This window comes from Blastococcus tunisiensis (assembly GCF_900112815.1).
In the GTDB taxonomy this organism is placed as follows: domain Bacteria; phylum Actinomycetota; class Actinomycetes; order Mycobacteriales; family Geodermatophilaceae; genus Blastococcus_B; species Blastococcus_B tunisiensis.
Genome location: NZ_FOND01000006.1, coordinates 102,104 through 126,324, shown reverse-complemented (window position 1 = coordinate 126,324; position 24,221 = coordinate 102,104). Strand labels below are relative to the sequence as shown.

Below are 24,221 nucleotides of genomic sequence, written 5' to 3'. Positions count from 1 at the left end.
CGGGATGACCGATGCCTTCCCGGCCGACCTGCTCCCCGAGGGGCTGACCCCCGGCGTGCTGCTGCTCGTGCTGGTCGCTGCCCTCGCGGCCGGCTGGATCGACGCCGTGGTCGGAGGCGGCGGTCTGCTGCAGCTGCCGGCGTTGCTGCTCGTCCCGGGGATGAGCCCGGTCCAGGCCCTGGCGACGAACAAGCTGGCCTCGATCTTCGGCACCACGACCAGCGCCGTCACCTACTACCGCCGCGTCCACCCCGACCTGCGGACCGCGTTGCCCATGGCGGCCGTGGCGCTGGGCAGCAGCTTCGCGGGCGCCTCGGTCGCGGCAGCCCTGCCGGCCAGCGTGTTCAAACCGGTCATCGTCGTCGCGCTGATCGCGATCGCGGTGTTCACCGTGCTGCGGCCCTCGCTCGGCGAGGTGACCGCCCTGCGCCACGCCGGACGCCGCCACCACGGCGTCGCCGCCGCCCTGGCTGCCGCCATCGGCTTCTACGACGGCATCCTCGGCCCGGGCACCGGCTCGTTCCTCGTATTCGCGATGGTGTCGTTGCTCGGCTACGACTTCCTCAACGCCAGCGCCAAGGCCAAGATCGTCAACGTCGCGACCAACGTGGGCGCGCTGCTCTTCTTCGCCCCCTACGGCGCCGTCCTCTGGGGGCTGGGGCTGATGCTCGGCGCGGCGAACATGCTGGGCGGCTACCTGGGCTCCCGGGCGGCGACCGCCCGGGGCAGCCGCTTCATCCGGGTGGTGTTCCTCGTCGTCGTCACCGCGCTGATCGCCCGGGTCGGCTGGGACGTGTGGGTGGAGAACCTCCGCCCGCTCCTGGGCTGAGGTCAGCAGGGCCGGGCCGGTCCGATGGTGTCTCCCGGTCGTGGCTCCGCCCAGTGCCTCGGCGCCCCTGCAGCGTGGACCTCGGGTCGAGCCGTTCCCCGCGTGTGTGGGCGGGTCGCGCACCGGGCATCCGCCCCGGGACCGCACAGCGACGAGAGGGGACCGGCGTGGAGCGAGCCGACCGAGCCGACCGAGTCGCCGACCCCGTCTCCTGACCGGTGTACCTGCTCCTCCTCGGCCACCTGGTCGCCGCCGTGCTGGCGGCCGCGCTGGTCCCGCGCTGGGGTTCGCGCGCGCTGGCCGTCGGCGCCCTCGCGCCCGCCGCCTCGTTCGGCTGGCTGCTGGTCGCGGTGCCCGACGTGCTGGCGGGAACACCACGGGAGGCCGGCGTCGCGTGGGCGCCGGCCCTGGGTCTCGAGCTGCCGCTGCGCCTGGACGCCCTGGCGCTGGTGCTGGCCCTGGTGGTCACCGGCGTGGGCACGCTCGTCCTGCTGTACGGCATCCACTACTTCGCCGACCGGGAGCAGGGGCTGGCCCGCACGGTGGGTGTCCTGGTGTTCTTCGCCGGGGCGATGCTGCTGCTCGTCCTGGCCGACGACGTGCTCGCCCTCTACGTCGCGTGGGAGCTGACCACGGTCTGCTCGTTCCTGCTCATCGGCGACGGGGGCCGCGACGGGGAGCACCGGTCGGCCGCGCTGCGGGCCCTGCTGGTGACCACCGGTGCCGGCTTCGCGCTCCTGCTCGGGCTGCTGCTGCTCGGGGACGCCGTCGGCAGCTACCGCCTCTCCGCGATCCTCGCCGACCCACCGACCGGCACGCAGGCCGGCGTCGCCGCCGTCCTGGTCCTGGTGGGGGCGCTGGCCAAGTCCGCGCAGGTCCCGTTCCACCCCTGGCTGCCGGCAGCCATGATCGCGCCGACCCCGGTCAGTGCCTACCTGCACGCCGCGGCGATGGTGAAGGCCGGGATCTACCTGATCGCGCGGCTCGCCCCGGCCCTGGCGGAGGTGCTGCCGTGGCGGCCGCTGGTGCTCGCCGTCGGGGTGGCGACGATGCTGCTCGGCGGGTGGCGCGCCCTGGCGCAGACCGACCTGAAGCGGCTGCTGGCCTACGGCACGATCGCCCAGCTCGGCTTCCTCGTCGTCCTGCTCGGCGCCGGGACCCGCACCGCGGCCCTCGCCGGCGGCACGATGCTGCTGGCGCACGCGCTGTTCAAGTCCACGCTGTTCCTGGTCGTCGGCATCATCGACCACGAGGCGGGCACCCGGGACCTGCGCGAGCTCAGCGGGCTGCTCCGGCGGGCCCCGGGTCTGGCCGTGGTCGCCGGGCTGGCCTGCCTCTCGATGGCCGGCCTGCCACCGACGATCGGCTACCTCGGCAAGGAGACGGCCTTCGAGGCCTTCCTCGAGCCGGGGCCCGGGCACGGCTGGGTGCTGGCCGGCATCGTCGCGGGCTCGGTCCTGACCGCGGCCTACACGCTGCGGTTCCTGTGGGGTGCCTTCGCCGACCGGCCGGGGGTCGGGCAGCCCCTCGAGCACCGGCCGGCACCCGGCTTCCTGGCGCCGGCCGCCGTGCTGGGCCTCGGCTGCCTGGTCGCCGGCCTCGTCCCCGCCGCCATCGACGCGCTGGCCGGCGGGTACGCCGAGGCCTACCCGGACGAGCACGGGTTCCACCTCGCGCTCTGGCACGGCGTCGGCCCGCCGCTCCTCCTGTCCCTGCTCACCCTCGTGCTGGGTGCGGCGCTGCACGTCTGGCGTGACTTGGTGGACGCCGCCCGCGCGGCGCTGCCCCCGACGCCCACGGCGCTCGGCGCCCAGGACCGGCTGGCGCACGGCGTGCTCACCGGGGCGGGCGCGCTCACCCGCTGGACCCAGGTCGGCTCCCTCCCGGGCTACCTCATGGCCGTGCTGCTGACGGTCTCCCTCGCACCCGGTGGGGTGCTGCTCGCCGGGGTGGGGGTGCCGGACGGGCTCCGGGCCTGGGACACCCCGGCCCAGGCGCTGGTGGGTGCTGCCGTGCTGCTCGCCGTCGCGGGCGTGGTCCTCATCCACCGCCGCATCACCGCCGTGCTCATGCTCTCGGCGGTCGGCTACCTCGTCGGCCTGCTGTTCCTGATCCACGGCGCGCCCGACCTGGCGCTGACCCAGGTCCTGGTCGAGACGCTCACCCTGCTCGTCTTCGTCCTGGTGATCCGCCGCATGCCGGCCGAGGTCCGCCGGCCCCCGCAGCCGCTGCGGATCGCCCGGCTGGTCGCCGCGTCGCTGATCGGCGCCTTCGCCACGCTGGCCACGCTGGTGGCCGGCGCACGGCACGTGCCGTCCCGGTCCGCCGCCGGCTACCTGGAGACGGCGCCGGAGGAGGGCGGGCCGAACGTGGTCGCCGTGATCATCAGCGAGTTCCGGGCGCTGGACACGCTCGGCGAGCTGACGGTGCTGACCGTCGCCGCGACGGGCGTGGCGAGCCTGGTCCTGGTGAACAGCCGGCTGCGCGGGACCCCGCGGGGCGACGCACGGGACGGCCGCACCGGCGGAGCGGACGACCGGGAGGCCGTCCGGGAAGCGGGGAGGACATGACCGCCCGACCGCAGCGGCCAGAGGCCGTGCCCCGGTCCCGGTTGCTGCCCGCCGCGGAGCGGCAGGACCCCGACGACCGGTCCCTCCTGCTGGAGGCGCTGACCCGGCTGGCCCACCCCAGCATCCTCGTGGTGGCGGTGTACCTGCTCGTCGTGGGCCTGCACCACCCGGGTGGTGGATTCGCCGCCGGGCTGGTGGCCGGACTCGGCCTGGTGCTGCGCCGGCTGGCCGGGGGCCCGCACGAGCTGCGGGCGGCCTCGCCGGCGCCACCGGGCGTCCTGCTCGGCGCCGGCCTCACCCTGGTCGCCGGCTACGCCGCCACCGGGGTCGTGGTCGCCGGCGAGCTGCTGGCCGGGGCGGTCTGGGCGTTCGACGCCGGCGTCCTCGGGCACGTGGAGATCCCGTCGTCCGTGCTGTTCGAGACCGGCACCGCGTTGATCATCGTCGGGCTCACCCTGGACGTCGTCCGCACCCTGGGCGCCGACGAGCCCGCCGCCGAGGACGCCGAGGAGGACGTGTGAACGCCTCCAACGTGACGCTGGCGCTCGTCGTCGGCGCGTTGTTCGCCGGTGGGAGCTACCTGCTGCTGCAGCGCAGCCTGCTGCGCATCGTGCTGGGGTTCGTGCTGCTCGGGCACGCCGCCAACCTCGTGCTGCTCGTCGCCGGCGGCCCGGCGGGCCCGGCCCCGGTCGCGGGGGAGACCGGCGTCCCGGAGGCGGCCGATCCGCTGCCCCAGGCCATGGCGATCACGGCCGTGGTCATCACCCTGGCGGTGACCGCGCTGCTGCTGGCCCTCGCCGACCGCAGCGTGACCCTCCGGGGGGACGACGACGTGCCGGATGCGGTCGAGGACGCGCTCGCCGACCGGGAGGACACCGGACAGGTGGAGGAGAGCAGATGATGCAGACGGTCCTGCTGCTCTCCGTCCCCGTCGTGCTGCCGCTGCTGGCGGCGGGGGTGTCGCTGCTGCTCAGCCCGTTCCCGATCGCCCAGCGGGTGCTGGGGACGGCCGTCCTGGCCGCCGTCCTGGTGGACGCCGCCGTCCTGCTGTCCCTGGTCGACTCCTCCGGCCGGCAGGTGCTGCAGGCCGGCGGGCACCCGGTGCCCCTGGGGATCACCCTCGTGGCCGACCGGTTCTCCGCGCTGGCGCTGGTCGTCGCCGTGGTGGTGTGCCTGGCGGTGCTGCTCTACGCGATCGGGCAGGGCAGTGCCGAGCGACGGATCGAGAACGTGCCCTCGGTCTTCCACCCGACCTATCTGGTGCTGGTGGCCGGCATCGCCCTGGTGCTCCTGACCGGCGACCTCTTCACGCTCTTCGTCGGGTTCGAGGTCATGCTCATGGCCAGCTACGTGCTGACCACCCTCGGGCCCACCGTCGAGCGGGTGCGGGCCGGCATGATCTACGTCAGCTCCAGCCTGACCGCCACGATCCTGCTGCTCACCACGATCGGGCTGGTCTACGCCGTCACGGGCACGGTCAACCTGGCCCAGCTCAGCGAGCTCGTCCCGCAGCTGTCCCCGGGCCTGCGCGACTTCCTGGCGCTGCTGCTCCTCGCGGTGCTGGGCATCAAGGCGGCGATGGTGCCGCTGCACTGGTGGCTGCCCGACAGCTACCCGGCCGCACCGGCCCCGATCACCGCCGTCTTCGCCGCGCTGCTCACCAAGGTGGCCGTCTACGCGATCGTGCGCACCCAGACGCTGCTGTTCCCGCGGGAGGAGCCCTGGACGCTGCTGCTGGTGCTCGCGGCGGTCACGATGCTCGTCGGCATCCTCGGCGCGCTGGCCCAGCACGACCTCAACCGGGTCCTGTCCTTCACGCTCGTCTCGCACATCGGCTTCATGCTCTTCGGCCTGGCGATGTCCTCCGTGCTCGGGCTCACCGGGACGATCCTCTACTTCGTCCACCACATCACCGTCCAGGCGGCCCTGTTCCTGGTCGCCGGCCTCGTCGAGCAGCGGCGCTCGACCACGGAGCTGTCCCGGCTGGGCGGCCTGGCCACGGCCGCTCCCGTCCTCGGCGCGCTGTTCCTCGTGCCGGCGCTGAGCATCAGCGGCATGCCGCCGCTGGCCGGCTTCCTGGGCAAGCTCGCGCTGCTGCAGGCCGCGGTCGCCGACGGGACGGCGCAGGTGCTCGCGGTGGCCGGGATCGCGCTGCTGACCAGCCTGCTCACGCTCGCGGCCATGGGGCGGGTCTGGGCGGCGGTGTTCTGGGGCCCGCCCCCCGCGCAGCGGGCACCGGCCGGCCAGGAGGAGGACGGCGCGCACGAGGGTGACGAGGCGGAGCCGCACCGTCGGACGACGACCGTCCGGCGGGCCGGCCGGCTCCGGACCGTCGCGGCCGCCCTCGCGGTGTCCAGCGGACTGGCCGTCGCCGCGGGCGCCGGGCCGCTGTCGGCCTTCGCCGAGCGGGCGGCCACCGATCTGGCCGACCGCGCGGGTTACCGCACCGCGGTGCTGGACGAGGGGAGCAACCCGTGATTGACCGGCTGCTGCTGACCGGCTGGCTGTTCGTCGTCTGGGTGCTGCTGTGGGGCAGCCTGACGCCGGCGGTCCTCCTGTCGGGCGTGGTGGTCGCCCCGCTGTGCCTGGCCGCCAGCCGGCTGCCGGCCGTGCGGCTGACCTCCCGGTTGCGCCCGGTGACGATGCTGCGGGCCCTCGCCGGGTTCGTCGTCGACGTCGTGCGGTCCACCGCGGGGGTGGCCTGGACCGTGCTCCGCCGCGGCCGGGCGACCCGGTCGGCGGTCGTGGCGGTGCGCCTGCCCGCCCCGGGCCCCGCGTCGGACCTGGCCGTCGCCCTGGCCGCGAACCGGCTGTCCCTGGTGCCCGGCACGCTGGTCGTCGACATCGACCGCGACCGCGACACCTTCTACGTCTACGTGCTCGACGTCCGGTCCGACGAGGACGTCCAGGCGGCTCGCCGCGACGCCGAGAGGGCGGTGGCCGACGTGCTCGCCGCAGCCGGCCATCCGGCCACCGGCGGCCGGGAGGTTCCGCGATGACCGCCGTGCTGACGATCACGGCCGCGCTGCTGTTCGTGGCCGCGGCGCTCACCCTGATCCGGCTGCTGCGCGGACCGACCACCCACGACCGCCTGGTCGCGCTGGACCTGCTCGTCGTGGTGCTGCTCGGGGGGATCATCGTGGAGGCGGTGGCCCGGGACGCCGGCGCCCACCTGATCCTGCTGGTGGTCCTGGCCCTGCTGGGTTTCCTCAGCACGGTGTCGGTGCTCCGGTTCGGAGTCGAGGAGCCCCGGTGAGCGCGGTCGAGATCGCGGCCTCGGTCCTGCTGCTCTCCGGGAGCCTGCTGGCCGTGCTGGCGGCGGTGGGCCTGCTGCGGCTGCCCGACGTGGCGTCCCGGCTGCAGGCCGCCACGAAGCTCCAGGTGCTGGGGCTGGTCCTGCTGGGCGGTGGCGCCGCACTGCTCGGCACGGCTGCGGACGCCCTGAAGGTGTTGCTCGTGGTCCTGTTCCAGGCCGCGACGGCACCCGTGCTCGCCCAGCTGGTCGGCCGGGCGGCACACCGCGCCCGGATCGGCGACGCGCTCGTGCGCGACGACCTCCAGGCTGCCGTCGAGGGGTCGGGACTGGAGGACCGGAGCGACCGGGACGGCTGAACCGGGGTCCGGAGGCGCTGCCGTCAGCCGGTCGCGGGCGGAGGTGTCGACGTCGCGGCGCGGACGTCCTCGCGCACGCCGGCGACCGCGGCCTCCGGCACGAGCGGCCAGGCGGTGCGCAGCTGCTCCAGCCCCGCGGCGGCGAGGGCGCCGGCCGCACCGGCGTAGACGCCGGTGGCCAGCAACGCCGCGGTGGGCCGGGAGAAGCGCTGCTCCAGGAGCCGCAGCAGCAGCGCGGCCGACGTCCCGGCGGCCAGGGTCCCGAGCAGCGCGGCGGCCCCCAGCAGCGCGCCGGCCTTCCCGGCCTGACGGGCCTTGGCGGCGAGCTCCTGCTGCGCGCTCTGCAGCTCCTGGCGGACCAGCGCGGCGACGTCGGCGCTGACCGACTGCAGGAGGTCGGCGGTGGACTGACCGGGGTTGGGCGAGGCCATGGTGTTTCCTCTCCGACGCGCGGACGGTGCTCTCGGGGCCTACCCGTCCGGCCTCCGGTCAACGCCGGGAAGGCGGGAGCAGCCGCGGCTTCTCCCGGATGCCGAACACCTCGCGCAACGCCACCCGGGCCGCGTTGTCCCCGGCCATCCCGTGGACGGCCGGCCCCGGCGGGGTGGCCGCCGAGGCCAGGAAGACACCCGGCACCGGCGTCCGGTAGGTGTTCCACCGCGGCACCGGCCGGGCGATCATCTGCCACAGCGACGGCCGGCCGTTGGAGATCTCACCTCCGACCTCGTTGGGGTTCCCCTCCGCCATCTGCGGCGCCGTGAAGGTGTGCCGGTCCAGCACGGTGTCCCGGAATCCCGGCGCGAACCGTTCGATCTGCGCCTCGATCCGCCCGGTCATGTCCACGTCCGACCCGTGCGGGACGTGCACGTAGGCCCAGAGCACGTGCCCGCCGGACGGGGCCCGGGTCGGGTCCGCCACCGTGGGCTGGACGGCGAGCACGAACGGCCGCTCGGCGACCCGTCCGGCCGCGGGCGCGGACTCGGCGGCGACCATCTCCTCAAGCGTGCCCCCCACGTGCACCGTGCCGGCCCGGCGCACCTCGGGGTCGACCCAGGGCACCGGGTCCGACAGCGCCCAGTCGACCTTGAACACGCCCGGGCCGTACCGGTACCGGGAGACCCACCGGCGGTAGCCCTCGTGCACCCGGTCGCCGGCCATCTCCACGAACGCCTGGGGGGTGGTGTCCAGGAGGACCGCGCGGACGCCGGCGAACTCCCGCAGGTCGGTGACCTCGTGGCCGGTCACCACCTCGCCGCCCTGCTCCGCCAGGGCCGCCGCCATCCCGTCGGCCAGCCGCTGGGACCCGCCCTCGACCACCGGCCAGCCGACGTGGTGGGCCAGCATGCCCTGCAGGAGCCCCAGGCCGCCGGTGACGGCGCGGGTGAGCGGCATCATGCCGTGCGCCGCGGCGCCGGCCAGCAGGGCCCGGGGAGCCTCGTCGTCGAACCAGCTCCGGGTGAGCCGGCGGATGCTCGGCAGGCCGAGCACCCCGAACCGGGCCACCGCGAGCGGGCTGCGGGTCGGCGGCCGCCGGAAGGAGCTGCCGAGGAAGAAGTCGACGACGTCCTCCCCGTGCTCGAGGAGCGGGCCGAGCAGCCGCCGGTAGGCGCCGGCGTCGGCGCCGAAGGCGGCCGCCGTCTCGTCGAGCGACGGTCGGGCGACCGCGGCGGGCCGGCCCTCGAGCGGATGGGCGTAGGGGAACTCCGGATGCCGGAGCCGGATGCCCCGCGCGGCGAGGTCCCATTCCCGGAAGAACGGGGACGCGGCGGCCATCGGGTGCGCCGTGGCGCAGACGTCGTGCACGAACCCCGGCCGGGTGAGCGCCTGGGACCGCAGCCCGCCGCCGATCTGCCCGTTGCGCTCGACGACCCGGACCCGCAGTCCGGCGGCGGACAGCCGCAGCGCGGCGGCCAGCCCGTTCGGGCCGGCGCCCACGACCACGGCATCCGGGGTCCCGTTCACGCCGATCATGGTGCGCGAGAGGGAGGACGGCGGCCAGCCGGGCGGACGGGCAGCCGGTGCGGTCGGGTTCCGGATGCGGTCCGGCCGCCCTCCTGGTTGAGTCGACCCCGACGGTTGCTGGACAGCAACAGTGGGGGTGGAGGATGCCGACCAGGGACCAGGTCCTCGCCGCTCTGGACGGCGGCACCGACTACCCGGCCGCCGCCCGACGGCTGGGCATCCACCCGGGGCTGGCCTACCTCATCGCGACGGGCTTCCCCGCGGACGGCAGCGACGTCGTCACCGAGGCGGAGAACCGGCGTCCCGGGGTCCTCCCCGGCAGCAGCCAGCACCTGGCCAACCCGCGGCTGCACGAGCCCGATGCGAGCTCCGTGGTGCACCCGTGGCTGCGCCGGCGGGCCGGGGCGGACCCGCAGATGGTCGCCGCCGCCCGCGCCCGGACGGCCACACCCGGCCCCGTGAACGACCCCGGTGCCACCGCCGACGTCGTCACGGTCCTGACCCGGCAGCACGACGCGGTCGTCTCGCTGGTCAAGCAGCTGTCGGCAATCCCGGGCGCGAGCACGGGCGGCACCCCGGCGCAGGCCTCGGAGCGGGAGTCGATCGTCGACATGATCAGCATGGCGCTGGCCTCCCACGAGACCGCCGAGGAGGAGCACCTCTGGCCGGCGGTGCGCCGCGTCCTGCCCGACGGCGACGACTGGGCCGAGCGGGGGATCGCCCAGGAGCAGCAGGCCACCGAGACCTTCCTGGCGCTGTCCCGCGCGGATCCGCAGAGCGAGGAGTTCGACGACCTCGTGGAGGAGGTGACGTCCCAGCTGCACAAGCACGTGGCCCACGAGGACCAGGTCTTCCTCCGCCTGCGCGACGCGCTCTCCGACGACGAGCGGGCGGAGCTGGGCCGGCGCGTCCTCGACGCGCAGGTGCACGCACCCACCCGGCCGCACCCGCACGCCCCGCGCCGGCCCGGGCCGGTCGTGGCGGCGGCAGCGACGTCGGCCGTCCCACTGGACGAGGCCCGGGACGCCACCGGGCGGCCCGCGGACCGTGCCGGCCACCCCGACCCCGAGACGGAGCAGTGAGGAACCGATGGGCCTGAAGACATTCATCGAGTCCTGGCCGGTGTACCGGCAGCTGACCGGGGACGACCCGCTCGGGCGGGGGAGCGCCGCCTACAGCGCGACCACGAGGAACCTGGTTCCCCGGACCGCCACGGCCGACAGGGTGGTCAAGTCGGTGTGCCCGTACTGCGCGGTGGGCTGCGGCCAGAACGTCTACGTGCAGGACGGCCGGGTCACCCAGATCGAGGGCGACCCCGACTCGCCGGTCAGCCGGGGGCGGCTGTGCCCCAAGGGGGCGGCCACCAAGCAGCTGGTGACCAGCTCCGGACGGGAGCACCGGGTCCTCTACCGGCGGCCGCACGGGACGGACTGGGAGCCGTTGGACCTGGACACCGCGATGGAGATGATCGCCGAGCGGGTGCTGAGGAGCCGCCGTCAGGGCTGGCAGGACGAGGACGAGGGCAAGAAGGTCAACCGGACGCTCGGCTTCGCCTCGCTCGGGGGAGCGACCCTCGACAACGAGGAGAACTACCTCATCAAGAAGCTGTTCACCTCGATGGGCGCGGTGCAGATCGAGAACCAGGCACGCATATAGCACTCCTCCACGGTGCCCGGTCTGGGCACCTCGTTCGGTCGCGGCGGGGCCACGACCTACCAGCAGGACCTGCAGAACTCCGACTGCATCGTCATCGAGGGTTCGAACATGGCCGAGTGCCACCCGGTGGGCTTCCAGTGGGTGATGGAGGCCAAGGCGCGGGGGGCCACGGTCATCCACGTCGACCCCCGGTACACCCGTACGTCGGCGCTCGCGGACATCCACGTGCCGCTGCGCGTGGGGACCGACATCGCGTTCCTCGGCGGGATCATCAACCACGTCCTGCAGAACGAGAAGTACTTCCGCGAGTACGTCGTCAACTACACCAACGCGCCGAACATCCTGCGGGAGGGGTTCCAGGACACCGAGGACCTCGACGGCGTCTTCTCGGGCTTCGATCGCGAGGGGCGCACGTACAGCACCGGTTCCTGGCAGTACGAGGGCGCGCAGGTGCAGGCGGCCTCGGGCAAGCGCGACCAGCAGTACGAGAAGCTGCAGGAGAAGCACTCGCGCGGTGAGTCGGCCGGCTCGGGCGGTCCCAGCGGGGCGGAGGGCAGGCCGCAGCGCGACGAGACCCTCCAGCACCCACGCTGCGTCTTCCAGGTGCTGAAGAAGCACTACGCGCGCTACACGCCGGAGATGGTGGAACAGATCTGCGGCATCCCGCAGGAGCTGTTCCTGAAGGTCTGCCGGGCACTGGTGGACAACTCCGGCCGCGACCGGACCAGCGAGTTCGTCTACGCGGTCGGCTGGACCCAGCACACCGTGGGGGTGCAGTACATCCGGGCGGCCGCGGTGCTGCAGCTGCTGCTCGGCAACATGGGCCGGCCCGGTGGCGGGATCATGGCGCTGCGCGGGCACGCCTCGATCCAGGGCAGCACCGACATCCCCACCCTCTTCAACATCCTGCCGGGCTACATCCCGATGCCCCACGCGCACGCCGACGAGGACCTCGACTCCTTCATCGAGGGCGAGCGGGCGGACAAGGGCTTCTGGACCGAGATGCGGGCCTACACGGTCAGCCTGCTCAAGGCCTGGTACGGGGCCGCGGCCACCCCGGAGAACGACTTCTGCTTCGGGCACCTGCCCCGGCTGACCGGGAGCCACAGCACGTACGAGACCGTGCACGCCCAGCGGGAGGGCACCTGCACCGGCTACTTCCTGCTGGGCGAGAACCCCGCGGTCGGGTCGGCCAACGCGGCGATGCAGCGGCTGGGGATGGCCAACCTGGACTGGCTGGTCGTCCGGGACTTCTCCCTCATCGAGAGCGCGACGTGGTGGAAGGACGGACCGGAGATCGAGAGCGGGGAGCTGCGGACCGAGGACATCGGGACGGAGGTCTTCTTCCTCCCGGCGGCCGCGCACACCGAGAAGGACGGCAGCTTCACCAACACCCAGCGGATGCTGCAGTACCACCACCAGGCCGTCGAGCCGCCGGGCGATGCGCGCAGCGAGCTGTGGTTCATGTTCCACCTGGGCCGGATCGTCCGGGAGAAGCTGGCCGGGTCCACCGATCCCCGGGACCGGCCGATCCTCGACCTGACCTGGGACTACCCGACCAAGGGGAGGATCGCGGAGCCCGAGGCCGAGGCCGTCCTCGCCGAGATCAACGGCTACGACGGCGAGGGCCGGCCGCTGGCCAGCTACGAGCAGCTGGAGGAGGACGGCTCCACCGCCTGCGGCTGCTGGATCTATTGCGGGGTCTACGCGGACGGGATCAACCAGGCCGACCGGCGCAAGCCGGCCAAGGAGCAGGACTGGGTGGCCAACCAGTGGGGCTGGGCCTGGCCGGCCAACCGGCGCGTCCTCTACAACCGCGCCTCGGCCGATCCCGACGGCAAGCCGTGGAGCGAGCGCAAGGCCCTGGTCTGGTGGGACGAGGACAGCGCGACGTGGACGGGGCACGACATCCCCGACTTCGACGCGCACATGTCCCCGTGGCACCGGCCACCCGAGGACGCGACCGGCGGTGAGGCCCTGTCGGGCGTCGACCCGTTCATCATGCAGTCCGACGGCAAGGGCTGGCTGTTCGCGGTGGCCGGGCTCGCCGACGGGCCGCTGCCCACCCACTACGAGCCGCAGGAATCGCCGTTCGACAACCTGCTGTACGGGCAGCAGCGCAACCCGGCCCGCCAGGTGCTGCCGCCCGGGGACCACAACAGGTACCACCCGACCGGTAGTGCGCCCGGCTCGGACGTCTTCCCGTTCGCGGTGACGACCTACCGGCTGACCGAGCACCACACGGCGGGCGGGATGAGCCGTGGGCTGCCGTACCTGGCGGAGCTCCAGCCGGAGATGTTCTGCGAGGTCTCCCCGGAGCTGGCGCGGTTGCGCGGTCTGGAGCACTTGGGCTGGGCCACGGTGGTGACCGCCCGGGCGGCGATCGAGGCCCGGGTCCTGGTCACCGAGCGGATGACGCCGCTCACCGTCCAGGGCCGCACCCTGCACCAGGTCGGCCTGCCCTACCACTGGGGCGGCAACGGGCTGACCACGGGCGACGCCGCCAACGAGCTCAGCCACCAGTCGCTCGACCCCAACGTGCACATCCAGGAGGTGAAGGCGCTCACCTGCGACATCCGCCCGGGCCGTCGGCCCCGGGGGCCGGCACGCGGCGCACTGGTCCGCGAGTACCAGGAACGGGCGGGCATCACCGAGCAGACCGGGACGGAGATCTGACATGGCGGTGACCTCGTGACCAGGGTCTTCCTCGACGCCCCCGTGCTGCGCACGGGCCTGGACCGGGCGTTGCGCGGCGACGCGGACCCGGCGACGCTCTCCGGGCACGCCGACCACCCGCCGCGGATGGGCTTCTTCACCGACACGTCGGTGTGCATCGGCTGCAAGGCGTGCGAGGTCGCGTGCAAGGAGTGGAACGCCATCCCGGAGGACGGCATCGCCCTCACCGGGATGTCCTACGACAACACCGCCGGCCTCGGCGCCGACACCTGGCGGCACGTCGCCTTCATCGAGCAGCGCAAGCCGCTGGCCGGCCAGGAACCCGGTGTCGACCACTCGTCGGTGAACGTCCTGGACATGGCGGCGGCGGGGTCGGGAACGGCACCGCAGGCGGCCGCGATGACACCCACCACGGCCGGCCCGGACGGTGCGCCGGCGGGGACGGGGGACCTGCGGTGGCTGATGGCCAGCGACGTGTGCAAGCACTGCACGCACGCCGCCTGCCTGGACGTCTGCCCGACCGGTTCGCTGGTGCGCACCGAGTTCGGCACGGTGATCGTCCAGGAGGACATCTGCAACGGGTGCGGGTACTGCATCCCGGCCTGTCCCTACGGCGTCATCGACCAGCGCAAGGACGACGGCCGGGCGTGGAAGTGCACCCTCTGCTACGACCGGACGTCCGTGGGGCAGGAGCCCGCCTGCGCCAAGGCCTGCCCGACCGACTCCATCCAGTACGGCGTCCTCGACGAGCTGCGGGACCGCGCCGCGGAGCGGGTGGAGCGGCTGCACGGCCAGGGCGTCGCCGATGCCCGCCTCTACGGCCACGATCCCGACGACGGCGTCGGTGGGGACGGCGCGTTCTTCCTGCTGCTGGACGCGCCGGAGGTCTACGGCCTGCCACCGGACCCGGTGGTGACCACCCGCGACCTGCCGGACATGTGGCGGCACGTCGGCCTGGCGGCGCTCTCCCTGGCCGGCATGGTCGTCGGTGCGCTGGTCGGGAGGCGAGGATGAGCGAGTCGGAGGTGACCCGGGAGGGCGTGCAGCCGAAGATCCCCGGCCGCGGCGCGCTGACCGGGGCCAGGGGTGGCCGGCGGCGCCGTGGCGGGGAGCAGCCCGTGGTCCCCGACGCAGCGTTCACGTCCTACTACGGCAAGCCGATCCTCAACTCCCCGGTGTGGGAGACGCCGGACATCCCCGGGTACTTCTTCGCCGGGGGGCTGGCCGGCGCCTCGTCGATGCTGGCGCTGGCGGCGGACGTCACCCGCCGCCCGGGTCTGTCCCGGGTCACCAAGGCCGGCGCCGTGGCCGGCCTCGGCCTCTCCCTGGCCGGCCTGGTCCACGACCTCGGCCGGCCGGGCCGCTTCCTCAACATGCTGCGGGTCATCAAGGTGACCTCGCCGATGAGCGTCGGTTCGTGGTTGCTCGCCGGGTACGGGCCGCTGGCCGCAGCAGCGGCCGGCAGCGCGGTGACGGGTCGGCTGCCGCGGCTGGGGCTGCTCGCCACGGCCGGGTCGGCGCTCCTGGGCGGCGGGGTGGCCACCTACACGGCGGCCCTGGTGTCGGACACGGCGGTGCCGGCCTGGCACGACGCCTACCGGGAGATGCCGTTCGTCTTCGCGGGGTCGAGCGCGGCGTCGGCCGGGGGGCTGGGGCTGCTCGCCGGGCCGGCGGCCGAGGCGGGGCTCCCGCGCAGGCTTGCGGTCGCGGGCGCTGCGACGGAGGTCGCGGCGACCCGTCTCCTGGAGAAGCGGCTGGGGATGGTCGGCGAGCCCTACTCGCACGGCCGCTCCGGCCGGCTGGTGAAGCTGGGGGAGAAGCTGCTGATCGCCGGCAGCGCCGCCGCCCTCGCCGGGGCCCGCAGGCCCTGGCTGGGACGGGCCGGCGGTGCGCTCCTCCTCACCGCATCGGCGCTGACCCGCTGGGGGGTGTTCGAGGCCGGGATGGCCTCGGCGGCCGACCCGCGGTACACCGTGGAGCCGCAACGGGCACGGCTGGCGGCGCAGAGCCCGGCGCACGCGCCGGCGGAGAGCCCGCGATCGCCGGCCTGAGCCGGATCACGGGAGGCGCGGCCGGAGTTCCCACACCGACGTCGCGGTCTCGCCGGGCTCGAGCGTCCGGAGACCGTCGCCGCTGCGGAAGGCGTCCGGGGCCGCGGTCATCGGCTCCACGCCGAGGGATCGCCGGCGCTCCGCGGGGTCGGGCAGCGAATCGCCGGTGAACAGCTCGACGTAGCGGTAGGACCCGTCCAGCCACAGCTCCGCCGCGCGGCCGTCCGGTGCGCAGATCCGTACCGTGCTGCCCCCGTCGGAGTCCCGGTCGAGGTCGGTGAACGCGGTGTCGAGCTGCAGGTCCCCGATCCGCCGCGGCTCCCGCAGGTCGTGCCCGGTGCCCTCGACGGACCGCCGTCCGGTCGGGATGCCGCGGTCGTCGGTCGGGTACCACGTCGCGGCCGGCAGGGTCACCGTGAGGTCGTCGACGCGCTGCACGCCGAGGGAGACGTAGGGGTGCGCGCCGGTGGCGTAGGGGCACGGGCCGGCCCCCTCGTTGGTCGTGCTGGTCTCCACCCGCAGCCCCTGCGGGAGGAGACGGTAGGTGAGCCGGCAGCGCAGCGGGAACGGATAGCCCGGCTGCGCGTGCAGCCGGTGGGTCAGCCGGAGGCTGACGTGGTCGTCGTCCGCGAGCTGCCAGCTCGCCCACCGCGTCAGCCCGTGGATCGCGTTGCCGGCCCCCGGCTCGCTGAGCGGCAGCTGGTGCTCCCCGCCGGCGAACGAGTAGCTGCCGCAGCCGATCCGGTTGGGCCAGGGCACGAAGGTCTGCCCGCGTGCCCCGGTGCACATCCCGTCGGCCGCGAAGCCGTCGAGGACGTCGACGTCGCCGACGGCGTAGCGCCGCAGCGTGCCCCCGGCCTCGGTGACGACCAGGTCCTGGTCGCCGAGGGTGAGGGCGTGCTGCTTGCCCGAGGGGGCGGTGGCGTCCATGGCTCCTCCTGGTCGGGACGGCGCGCTGCCGGTCGGTCGGTGCGATCGCTACGGCAGGACCGCCGCGCACTCCAGCAGGAGCGCGTGCACGAAGGCCTGCGGGAGGTTGCCGCGCAGCTGGCGCTGCCGCACGTCGAACTCCTCGGACAGCAGGCCGGGCGGGCCGCACGCGGCGCGGGTGCGCTCGAAGGCCCGGGCGGCGGCCACCGCGTCACCGGCGGCGTGCTCGGCGAGGGCGAGCGCGAACCCGCAGAGCAGGAAGGCGCCCTCCTGCTCACCCAGCGGCGCCGGGTCGGGACGGAACCGGTACACGTAGCCGTCCTCGGTCAGCTGGTCGCGGACGGCGGCGAGCGTCGCGCGCGTGCGCGGATCACCGGCCGGCAGCGCACCGCGCACCGGAGGTAGCAGCAGGGAGGCGTCCACGTCGCCCGCCGTGGGGCTGCGCTGCCACCAGCCCTGCGGGTGCAGGCACCGCCGGCCGGCCTCGGCGAGGATGCCGTCGGCCAGCGTCTCCGCGCGGCCGGCGTCCCCCGGGCCCGGTGACACCTCGGCGATCCGGCGCAGCCCGGCCACGACGGCGAGGCGGGACTGGGTCCACCAGTCGTCGTGGAGCTCCCAGATGCCGGCCTCCGGCTCGTCCCAGCGTTTCGCCACCACGTCGACGGCCAGCCGTGCGGCGCTCCATCCGTCGGCGTCGAGGCGGTCCAGTGCGGCTGCGGCGGCGAAGAGCTGCAGCAGCTCGCCGACGGAGTCCAGCTGGAACTGGTCGTTGATCCGGTTGCCCGCGACGGCCGTCCCGCCGGGATACCCGGGGAGGTCGAGGTCCCGCACCCCGGGCACGGGGCCGCCGTCGACCCGGTACGCAGGGCAGATGCGGTCGCCGTCCTCGAGCAGCCGTGCCGTGGCGAAGCGGACGGCGTCGTCCACGGCCGGGAGGAGGCCGTGCGCCGCGGCGGCCAGGCCGGCGTAGGCCTGGTCCCGGATCCAGACGTAGCGGTAGTCGTAGCTGTTGTGCCGCTCGGCGCGCTCGGGGAGCCCCGTGGTCGCGGCGGCCACCATCCCCCCGCTGCCGCTGGTGAGCCCGCGGAGCACGGCGTAGGCGTGCTCCGCGTCACGGTTCGCCGAGCCCGTGGACAGCTCCGGCACGCTCTCGGACCAGGAGGTGGTCGTCTCCGACCACAGCCGGTCGGGGTCCGGGGCCCGGCCGGGCTCATCGGGACCGATCTCCAGCACCAGGTCCACCGCGTCGCCCTGGGCCACCTCCAGGTCGGTCCGCAGCACGCCGTCCCCGTCCGGGCGGGCCTGCGGTGCACCGCTCCAGCGCCAGCGCAGCGGCCCGGACCGCCCCGTCCACCAGCGCTCGGCGCGGTGCAGGTCGCGCACGGTCTGACGCCCTGCCCCGGCGCGGACGTCGAGGGCCACCGTGACGCGCGCGGTCCCGGAGACGGCCTGGACCCGGCGCAGCACCACGGCGGTGCGCGGTCCGGCGGGCCGGGCCAGCGCCTCCCGGCACTCGATCACCGCGCCGTCCTCGACGACCCACCGGCTGCGCCAGATCAGCGATCCCTGCTCGTAGTAGCCGCCCCAGACGAACCGGGCCGTGGGCGTGACGGTGTAGGCCCCGGGCCCGCCGAGGAGGTCGCTGAACACGGGGTCGTCGTGCCACCGGGGCAGGCACAGCCAGCTGATGTCCCCACGCGGACCGACCAGCGCGCCTCGCTCGCCGTCGGCGATGAGCGCGTACTCGCGCAGGACGTGCGGCGAGACGGTGATCGGCGCCTCGGCTGCGACGCGGGTCATCGACGCCCCTTCCGGGCCAGCGGCGCTGCCGGCTCCCGGGTCGTCCTCACCGCCTGGCCCACAGCGAGGCCAGACCGGCGAGTCCGACCAGGCCGGTGGCGGCGAGCGCACCGTGGTGCCGGCTGGCCCAGATCTGCGGGTCCCGGGTCCAGGCCCGGTCGCTGTACCGGCCCTCGGCGCCGAAGTCCCGTCCGCCGGCACCGTCCGCAGGCTCCCAGAGGTTGACCGGCGCATCGGCCGGGCGGTCCGTGCCGGACATCTGGCCCTGGTACCCCGACCCCGCCAGGTAGCGGTCCATGAACTGCGGCCAGAGCTCGGCGCCCAGGATCGTGTAGACGGTCGGGATGCCGATCCACCAGGCGCGCCGCCGCGGGTGCTCGCTGGCGTGGACCATCGCCCGGCCCATCAGCTCCGGCTGGTAGACCGGCGCGACCGGCTGGGGGATCTTGGGCAGCTTGTTGAGCACCCACTCGAACTGGGGGGTGTTCACCCCAGGGAAGTAGAGCTGGCTGATGTGCACGTCGCTGCCCTCGTGGCGCAGCTCGGTGAGCACCGACTCGGTGAAGCCCTTGATGGCGTGCTTGGCGCCGCAGTAGGCGCTCTGCAGCGGGATGCCCCGCCGGCCCAGCGCGGAGCCGGCCTGCAGGATGGCCCCGCGGTTGCGCGGTCGCATCCGGCGCAGGGCGGCCATCGTGCCGTGCACGAACCCCAGATAGGTCACCTGCGTGGCCCGGGCGTACTCCTGCGGGGTGATGTCGGTGAACGGGGCGAAGACGGTGCTGAACGCGATGTTGCACCACACGTCGATCGGGCCGAGCTCGCGCTCCACCCGGTCGGCGGCGGCCTCGACCGCCTCGGCGTCGGACACGTCGGTCGGCACGACGAGCGGGGTGCCGCCGGCGGCCCGGACGTCGTCGGCCGCGGCCGCAAGCCCGGTCTCGCCCCGGGCCAGCAGGGCGACGGCGTCCCCGCGCCGGGCGAAGGCGACGGCCGTGGCCCGGCCGATCCCGCCGCTGGCCCCGGTCACGACGACGACCCGCCGGCTGTGCTCCTGCTGTGTCATGGTCATCCCTCCCTCGACCGGCCCTGTTCGGCCGGCCGGTCGATGTGTGTGCCTCAGTGGCGCCGTCGCACGCCGGCGGCGACAGCGCCGGCCAGGCCGGCCAGCCCCATGAGCGGGAGCCCGGTCCGGACCGACCGGACGGCGCCTCCCGGGCGGGGCCGCTGGTCGACGACGCGGTCCTCCGGGCGGGCATCTGCCAGCGCCGTGCGACCGTGGACCTGGGCGAGCCGGATGAGCTGCGCCACGTGCAGCGCGGCCCGCCCGGTTCCGGCGTCGGAGATCTGGGTGGTGCAGGAGAACCCGTCGGCCACCACGGCGGTGCGCCCGTCGGCCGCGCGCACGGCGGGGAGCAGCGCCTGCTCGCCGCAGTCCAGCGAGATGTCGTACTTCCCCTTCTCGAAGCCCCACGACCCGGCCAGCCCGCAGCAGCCGCCGCTCACCGGCTCGACGGTGAGGCCCATCCGCTCCAGGACCCGCTGCTCGGGATCCATGCCCCCGGTGGCCCGGTGGTGGCAGTGGCCCCACATCAGCGCGGTGCCCTCCAGCCGCGGCAGGTCCACGTCGTGGCCGTCGAGGAAGTCGGCGAAGTGGTGGGCGTTGCCGGCCAGCCGCCGCGCGTCGTCGTCGTGGGGGAGGAGGTTGACCAGCTCGTCGGTGAAGACGGCCAGGCAGCTGGGCTCCATGCCCACGACCGGTGTGCCCGCGCGGACCTCCTCGCGGAGCACGTCCAGCGTCCGGTGCAGGTAGCGCTCGGCCAGGTCGAGGAAGCCGTAGTCGTACAGCGGACGGCCGCAGCAGACGTGCCCCTGGGGCATGACCACCTGCCAGCCGGCGCTCTCGAGGGCCTCCACGCAGGCGACCCCGACGTCGGTGCGCAGCCGGTTGGTGAAGGTGTCGGGCCACAGCACCACGCGGGGGCCGTGCGGGTTGGCGGTGCCGCCGCGCTCGGCGAACCACCGCTGGAGGGTCAGCGGGGCGAACCGTGGCAGCGGTCGGCGGCGGTCCAGCCCGGCCGCCACCTGCGCGAGCCGGCGCAGCCCCGGCGTCTGCGTCACCAGGTCGGCCAGCTCGGGGACACGGCTCGCCAGCCGGGACGCCTGGTCGATGAGGCCGAGGGCGTAGGCGTGCCGCCCCCGCCACCGCCGCAAGGACTTGTAGTGGTGGTGACGGAACTCGGCCTTGTAGGTCGGCATGTCGACGTCGACCGGGCAGTCGTTCGTACAGCCCTTGCAGGCCAGGCACAGGTCGAGCGCTTCGGCGACCTCCCGCGACTGCCAGCCGTCGGTGATGACCTCGCCACGGAGCATCTCGAACAGCAACCGGGCCCGCCCGCGGGTGGTGTGCTTCTCCTCGCGGGTGACCTGGTAGCTCGGGCACATGGTCTGCGCCGGCTCGGGGTCGCGGCACTTGCCGACGCCGACGCAGCGCAGCGTGGCGTGCGCGAAGTCGCCGCCGTCCCGGGCGTAGGCGAACCGCACCTCCGGCCGCCACGGGTTGTAGTCGGTGCCCAGCTTCAGGTTCTCGTCGAGGCGGTAGGGCTCCACCACCTTGCCCGGGTTCATCTTCCAGTCCGGGTCCCAGATCAGCTTGAACTCGCGCATGGCCTGCATCAGCCGGGGGCCGTACATCTTCTCCAGGAGCTCGGCCCGCTGCTGCCCGTCGCCGTGCTCGCCGGACAGCGTGCCGCCGTAGGAGACGACCAGGTCGGCGGCCTCCTCCAGGAAAGCCCGGTAGGTCCGCAGGCCGTCGGCGGTGCGCAGGTCGAACCCGATGCGGGAGTGGATGCACCCCTCGCCGAGGTGCCCGTAGATCTGCCCGCGGGTGCCGTACCGGTCGTAGAGAGCCAGCAGGTCGCCGATGTAGTCGGCCGCCCTGCCCGGGGGGACGGCCGAGTCCTCCCAGCCCGGCCAGTGGTCCCTGTCGTCCGGCGGGAAGGCGGTGGACCCGAGGCCGCTCTCGCGGATGGCCCACAGCTGCTCGCTGCCGCCACCCTCCTGGGCGCTGCGGGCGACGGTGACCCGGTCCTCGGCGTAGCCCTGGTCCTCGCGCAGCCAGTGGACGAAGTCCTGGCAGCGGGCCTCGGACTCCTCCGCGGTGTCGGCGCCGAACTGGACCATGAGCCACGCCCCGCCCTGCCCGAACCGGGGCAGTTGCTGCAGGCCCTGCACGTTCAGCGACTTCAGCTGCTGGTCGTGCACCAGCTGGTGGTCGACGGTCTCCAGGCCGATCGGCTTCCATGCCTGGATGTCCTCGATGTGCCGCGCGGCCTCGACGACGTCCGGGTAGTGCACGAGCACCGTGGTGCGCTCGAACATGGCCGGGGTGAGCAGCAGGGTGGCCTGCAGCGCGACCGCGCACGTGCTCTCGGTGCCGACCAGGGCCCGGGCGACGTTGAAGCCCTTTTCCGGCAGCAGCTCGTCGAGGTTGAACCCCGACACCCGCCGGGGGAGGTCCTCCACCGAGGGAAAGCCGGCCCGGATGTCGTCGGCGTACCGGTCGCGCAGGTCCCGGAGCTTCGCGTAGATCTCGCCCTTGCGGCCCCCCGCCGCGACGATCTCGTCGAGCCGGTCCTCCTCGCCGACGCCGACCCAGAACCGCTCGCCGTCGTAGGTGAGCACCTCGAGGGCATGGGTGTTGTCCGAGGTCCGCGGACCCGGACCGTAGTGCCGGGACTGGACCGAGTGGATGCCGCAGGAGTTGTTGCCGATGTTCCCGCCGATCGTGCACCGGGAGTGCGACGACGGGTCCGGGCCGAACACCAGCCCGTGCCGGCCGGTCGCCTCGTTGAGCTGCTCGTTGATCACCCCGGTCTGGCAGGTGACCCGGCGCGCCACGGGATCGATCGCACCGATGCCGGTCAGGTACTTGGAGAAGTCGACGACCACGGCCCGGTTGACCGTCTCGCCCGAGAGGCTCGTCCCGCCGCCGCGGCAGGTCACCGGGGCGCGGTAGGCCGAGCAGGCCTTCATCGTCTGCACGACGTCGCCCAGCGTCCGTGGGAGGACGACGCCGATCGGCACCTGCCGGTAGTTCGACGAGTCGTTCGCGTACATCGCCAGCGATCCCGCGTCGAAGCGCACCTCACCGGTGACGTGCCGGCGCAGGTGCTGCTCCAGGCCACGGACGTTGATCCGCTCGGTGGCCGTCATCCCCGTGGCGAACCGGGGGTCGCCGTGGGCGGGGACGACGGTCTCGGTCCCCGCGGTCATCAGTCCCGGTTCCCCGGCAGGGCGTCCTTCACCGACTCGGTGAACTCGTGCATCTTGCCGCGGGCGCCCTTGGTGATCACCCCGACCTCCTCGGGGTCGCCCTTGAGCATGGCCTTGGCCGACTTCTTGCCCAGCTCGCTCTTGATGTGCGGAGGCATCGGCGGGATCTCCGGGTCGGTCTTGACCTCCAGCACGCAGGGCCGGTCCGCGGCGAGCGCGCGCTCCCAGGCGGCGCCCAGGTCGGCGGGGTCGTCGACGAAGATGCCCTCCAATCCCAGCATCCGGGCCCACTCGGAGTAGCGGACGTCGGGGATGTACTGGGTGGACATGTTCTTCGGGTCCGCCGACTCCGCGCGCTGCTCCCAGGTCACCTGGTTGAGGTCCTGGTTGTTGAAGATGCAGAAGATCAGCGTCGGGTTCCCGCTCGTCAGCCGCTCCCAGTAGCGCTTGATCGTGATCAGCTCCAGCATCCCGTTCATCTGGAAGGCGCCGTCACCGACGAAGGCGATCACCGGCCGGTCGGGGTAGGCGAACTTCGCCCCGATGGCGTACGGGGTGCCACCGCCCATCGTGGCCAGGGTGCCGGGCAGCGAGGCGCGCATGCCCTTGCGCAGCTTCAGGTGGCGGGCCCACCAGTTGGTGCCGGATCCGGAGTCCGCGGTGAGGATGACGTCGTCGGGCAGCCGCGGGGACAGTTCGTGCGCCACCAGGAGCGGGTTGACCGGGTCGGCCGGGTCGTGCGCGCGGTCGTCCAGGACCCGCCACCACGTCTCGACCTCGCTCTCGATCTCCTCGCGCCAGGAACGGTCCTCCTTGCGGTGCAGCAGGGGGATCAGGGCCTTCAGGGTCTCCTTCGCGTCCCCGACGAGGTTGGCCTCCATCGGGTAGCGGACGCCGATGAGCCGCGGGTCGAGATCGATCTCCACGCCCCGCGCCTGCCCCTCCTCGGGCAGCCACTCCGAGTACGGGAAGCTCGTGCCGACCATGAACAGGGTGTCGCAGCCCATCATCAGCTCGTAGCTGGGCCGGGTGCCGAGCAGCCCGATGGACCCGGTGACCCACGGGAGGTCGTCCGGCAGGACGTCCTTGCCGAGGAGCGCCTTGGCCACCCCGGCGCCCAGCAGCTCCGCGGCCTGCACCAGCTCGTCGGCGGCGCCGGCGGCGCCCTGGCCGACCAGCATGGCGACCTTGCGGCCGGAGTTGAGGATCTCCGCGGCCTTGTGCAGCTCGGTCTCCGGCGGGAGAACCCGCGGCTGGGTGAGACCGACACTGGTGAAGACGGCGCCGTGCTCGCGGGGCGGGGACGGCTGCGCGTCGGCCTCCTGCACGTCGACCGGGAAGATCACCGTTGCCACGGTGCGCTGGGAGATCGCCACCTTGAGCGCCCGGTCGATGACCGACCGCGCCTGGGCGGGGTGCATGACCGTCTCCACGAACTCGGAGACGTCGGCGAAGAGCAGCTCCGGCTTGATCTCCTGCTGGTAGGCCGCACCCAGCGAGAAGCGCTTCTGCTGGCCGACGATGGCCAGGACCGGTTGGTGGTCGAGCTTGGCGTCGTAGAGACCGTTGAGCAGGTGGATGGCCCCGCCGCCGGAGGTGGCCATGCAGCAGCCGACCTCGCCGGTGAACTTGGCGTGGGCGGTGGCCATGAAGGCGCCCATCTCCTCGTGCCGGGGCTGGATGATCTCGGGGTCCCCGTCGGCGCGGTCCAGCGCCCCCAGGAAGCCGTTGATCCCGTCACCGGGATAGCCGTAGATGCGGTGGATGCCCCAGTCGGACAGGCGGGACAGGACGTAGTCGGCGACCTTCGGCATCGGTACCTCCCGAGAACGGTGGGTGCGGACGTTCCCGCGCCGTACCCCT

Annotated in this window: 20 protein-coding genes; 13 read left to right on the top strand and 7 right to left on the bottom strand. The window is 74.0% G+C overall.

The window, feature by feature from the left end; genetic code table 11:
* Positions 1 to 4 precede the first annotated feature (4 nt).
* From BM142_RS09765 to BM142_RS09730, 8 genes are all read left to right on the top strand, one after another.
* Positions 5 to 829, top strand: coding sequence for a sulfite exporter TauE/SafE family protein (locus BM142_RS09765; protein ID WP_092196794.1), 825 nt, complete (start codon positions 5 to 7; stop codon positions 827 to 829).
* Positions 830 to 1,047: 218 nt separating this feature from the next.
* Positions 1,048 to 3,399 carry a hydrogen gas-evolving membrane-bound hydrogenase subunit E gene (gene mbhE / locus BM142_RS09760; protein WP_092196791.1) on the top strand — a complete coding sequence of 784 codons (2,352 nt, stop codon included), beginning with the start codon at positions 1,048 to 1,050 and terminating at the stop codon, positions 3,397 to 3,399.
* On the top strand, positions 3,396 to 3,920 hold the full coding sequence (locus BM142_RS09755; protein WP_092196788.1) for an MnhB domain-containing protein: 525 nt from the start codon (positions 3,396 to 3,398) through the stop codon (positions 3,918 to 3,920). Before mbhE ends, BM142_RS09755 begins: the two co-directional genes overlap by 4 nt.
* Positions 3,917 to 4,300: an NADH-quinone oxidoreductase subunit K gene (locus tag BM142_RS09750; RefSeq protein WP_092196785.1), complete on the top strand. Its 384-nt coding sequence runs from the start codon at positions 3,917 to 3,919 to the stop codon at positions 4,298 to 4,300. Before BM142_RS09755 ends, BM142_RS09750 begins: the two co-directional genes overlap by 4 nt.
* Entirely contained in the window at positions 4,297 to 5,877 is a 1,581-nt protein-coding gene (locus tag BM142_RS09745; RefSeq protein ID WP_254790728.1) for a Na+/H+ antiporter subunit D, read from the top strand. The genes BM142_RS09750 and BM142_RS09745 overlap by 4 nt, the downstream gene beginning before the upstream one ends.
* Positions 5,874 to 6,398 carry a Na+/H+ antiporter subunit E gene (locus tag BM142_RS09740; RefSeq protein WP_092196782.1) on the top strand — a complete coding sequence of 175 codons (525 nt, stop codon included), beginning with the start codon at positions 5,874 to 5,876 and terminating at the stop codon, positions 6,396 to 6,398. The genes BM142_RS09745 and BM142_RS09740 overlap by 4 nt, the downstream gene beginning before the upstream one ends.
* Positions 6,395 to 6,655 (top strand): monovalent cation/H+ antiporter complex subunit F, encoded by a 261-nt coding sequence (locus tag BM142_RS09735; protein WP_092196779.1) that lies wholly within the window; start codon positions 6,395 to 6,397, stop codon positions 6,653 to 6,655. The genes BM142_RS09740 and BM142_RS09735 overlap by 4 nt, the downstream gene beginning before the upstream one ends.
* Positions 6,652 to 7,011: a cation:proton antiporter gene (locus BM142_RS09730; RefSeq protein WP_092196776.1), complete on the top strand. Its 360-nt coding sequence runs from the start codon at positions 6,652 to 6,654 to the stop codon at positions 7,009 to 7,011. The genes BM142_RS09735 and BM142_RS09730 overlap by 4 nt, the downstream gene beginning before the upstream one ends.
* Positions 7,012 to 7,034: 23 nt before the next feature.
* Here BM142_RS09730 and BM142_RS09725 read toward each other — a convergent pair whose 3' ends face one another.
* Positions 7,035 to 7,442, bottom strand: a complete 408-nt coding sequence (locus BM142_RS09725) for a phage holin family protein (protein WP_092196773.1) — start codon at positions 7,440 to 7,442, stop codon at positions 7,035 to 7,037.
* 58 nt (positions 7,443 to 7,500) lie between these two features.
* On the bottom strand, positions 7,501 to 8,982 hold the full coding sequence (locus BM142_RS09720; RefSeq protein WP_092196770.1) for a phytoene desaturase family protein: 1,482 nt from the start codon (positions 8,980 to 8,982) through the stop codon (positions 7,501 to 7,503).
* 134 nt (positions 8,983 to 9,116) lie between these two features.
* On the opposite strand from BM142_RS09720, the gene BM142_RS09715 reads away from it, so the two are divergent.
* The 5 genes from BM142_RS09715 to nrfD are packed head-to-tail and all read left to right on the top strand — an operon-like array spanning position 9,117 to position 15,356.
* Positions 9,117 to 10,055: a hemerythrin domain-containing protein gene (locus tag BM142_RS09715; RefSeq protein ID WP_092196767.1), complete on the top strand. Its 939-nt coding sequence runs from the start codon at positions 9,117 to 9,119 to the stop codon at positions 10,053 to 10,055.
* Between the two features lie 7 nt (positions 10,056 to 10,062).
* Positions 10,063 to 10,629 carry a dehydrogenase gene (locus tag BM142_RS25770; RefSeq protein ID WP_092196764.1) on the top strand — a complete coding sequence of 189 codons (567 nt, stop codon included), beginning with the start codon at positions 10,063 to 10,065 and terminating at the stop codon, positions 10,627 to 10,629.
* Positions 10,630 to 10,641: 12 nt separating this feature from the next.
* Positions 10,642 to 13,305: a formate dehydrogenase gene (fdh, locus tag BM142_RS09705; protein ID WP_470278389.1), complete on the top strand. Its 2,664-nt coding sequence runs from the start codon at positions 10,642 to 10,644 to the stop codon at positions 13,303 to 13,305.
* A 15-nt stretch (positions 13,306 to 13,320) separates the two neighbouring features.
* Complete coding sequence (locus BM142_RS09700) at positions 13,321 to 14,319, top strand: 4Fe-4S dicluster domain-containing protein (RefSeq protein WP_254790726.1); 999 nt, start codon at positions 13,321 to 13,323, stop codon at positions 14,317 to 14,319.
* Positions 14,316 to 15,356: an NrfD/PsrC family molybdoenzyme membrane anchor subunit gene (nrfD, locus tag BM142_RS09695; protein ID WP_092196761.1), complete on the top strand. Its 1,041-nt coding sequence runs from the start codon at positions 14,316 to 14,318 to the stop codon at positions 15,354 to 15,356. Before BM142_RS09700 ends, nrfD begins: the two co-directional genes overlap by 4 nt.
* A 6-nt stretch (positions 15,357 to 15,362) precedes the next feature.
* Here nrfD and BM142_RS09690 read toward each other — a convergent pair whose 3' ends face one another.
* The 5 genes from BM142_RS09690 to BM142_RS09670 are packed head-to-tail and all read right to left on the bottom strand — an operon-like array spanning position 15,363 to position 24,172.
* The gene (locus BM142_RS09690) at positions 15,363 to 16,286 is read right to left on the bottom strand and encodes an aldose 1-epimerase family protein (RefSeq protein WP_092196758.1); all 924 of its coding nucleotides are present in this window, start codon (positions 16,284 to 16,286) and stop codon (positions 15,363 to 15,365) included.
* A 48-nt stretch (positions 16,287 to 16,334) separates the two neighbouring features.
* Positions 16,335 to 18,086: a glycoside hydrolase family 15 protein gene (locus BM142_RS09685; RefSeq protein ID WP_092196755.1), complete on the bottom strand. Its 1,752-nt coding sequence runs from the start codon at positions 18,084 to 18,086 to the stop codon at positions 16,335 to 16,337.
* Positions 18,087 to 18,132: 46 nt separating this feature from the next.
* Complete coding sequence (locus tag BM142_RS09680) at positions 18,133 to 19,149, bottom strand: SDR family oxidoreductase (RefSeq protein WP_175527200.1); 1,017 nt, start codon at positions 19,147 to 19,149, stop codon at positions 18,133 to 18,135.
* A gap of 53 nt (positions 19,150 to 19,202) precedes the next feature.
* Positions 19,203 to 22,358 (bottom strand): FAD-binding and (Fe-S)-binding domain-containing protein, encoded by a 3,156-nt coding sequence (locus BM142_RS09675; RefSeq protein WP_092196749.1) that lies wholly within the window; start codon positions 22,356 to 22,358, stop codon positions 19,203 to 19,205.
* Positions 22,358 to 24,172, bottom strand: coding sequence for a thiamine pyrophosphate-requiring protein (locus BM142_RS09670; RefSeq protein ID WP_092196746.1), 1,815 nt, complete (start codon positions 24,170 to 24,172; stop codon positions 22,358 to 22,360). Before BM142_RS09670 ends, BM142_RS09675 begins: the two co-directional genes overlap by 1 nt.
* Between the last annotated feature and the right edge of the window lie 49 nt (positions 24,173 to 24,221).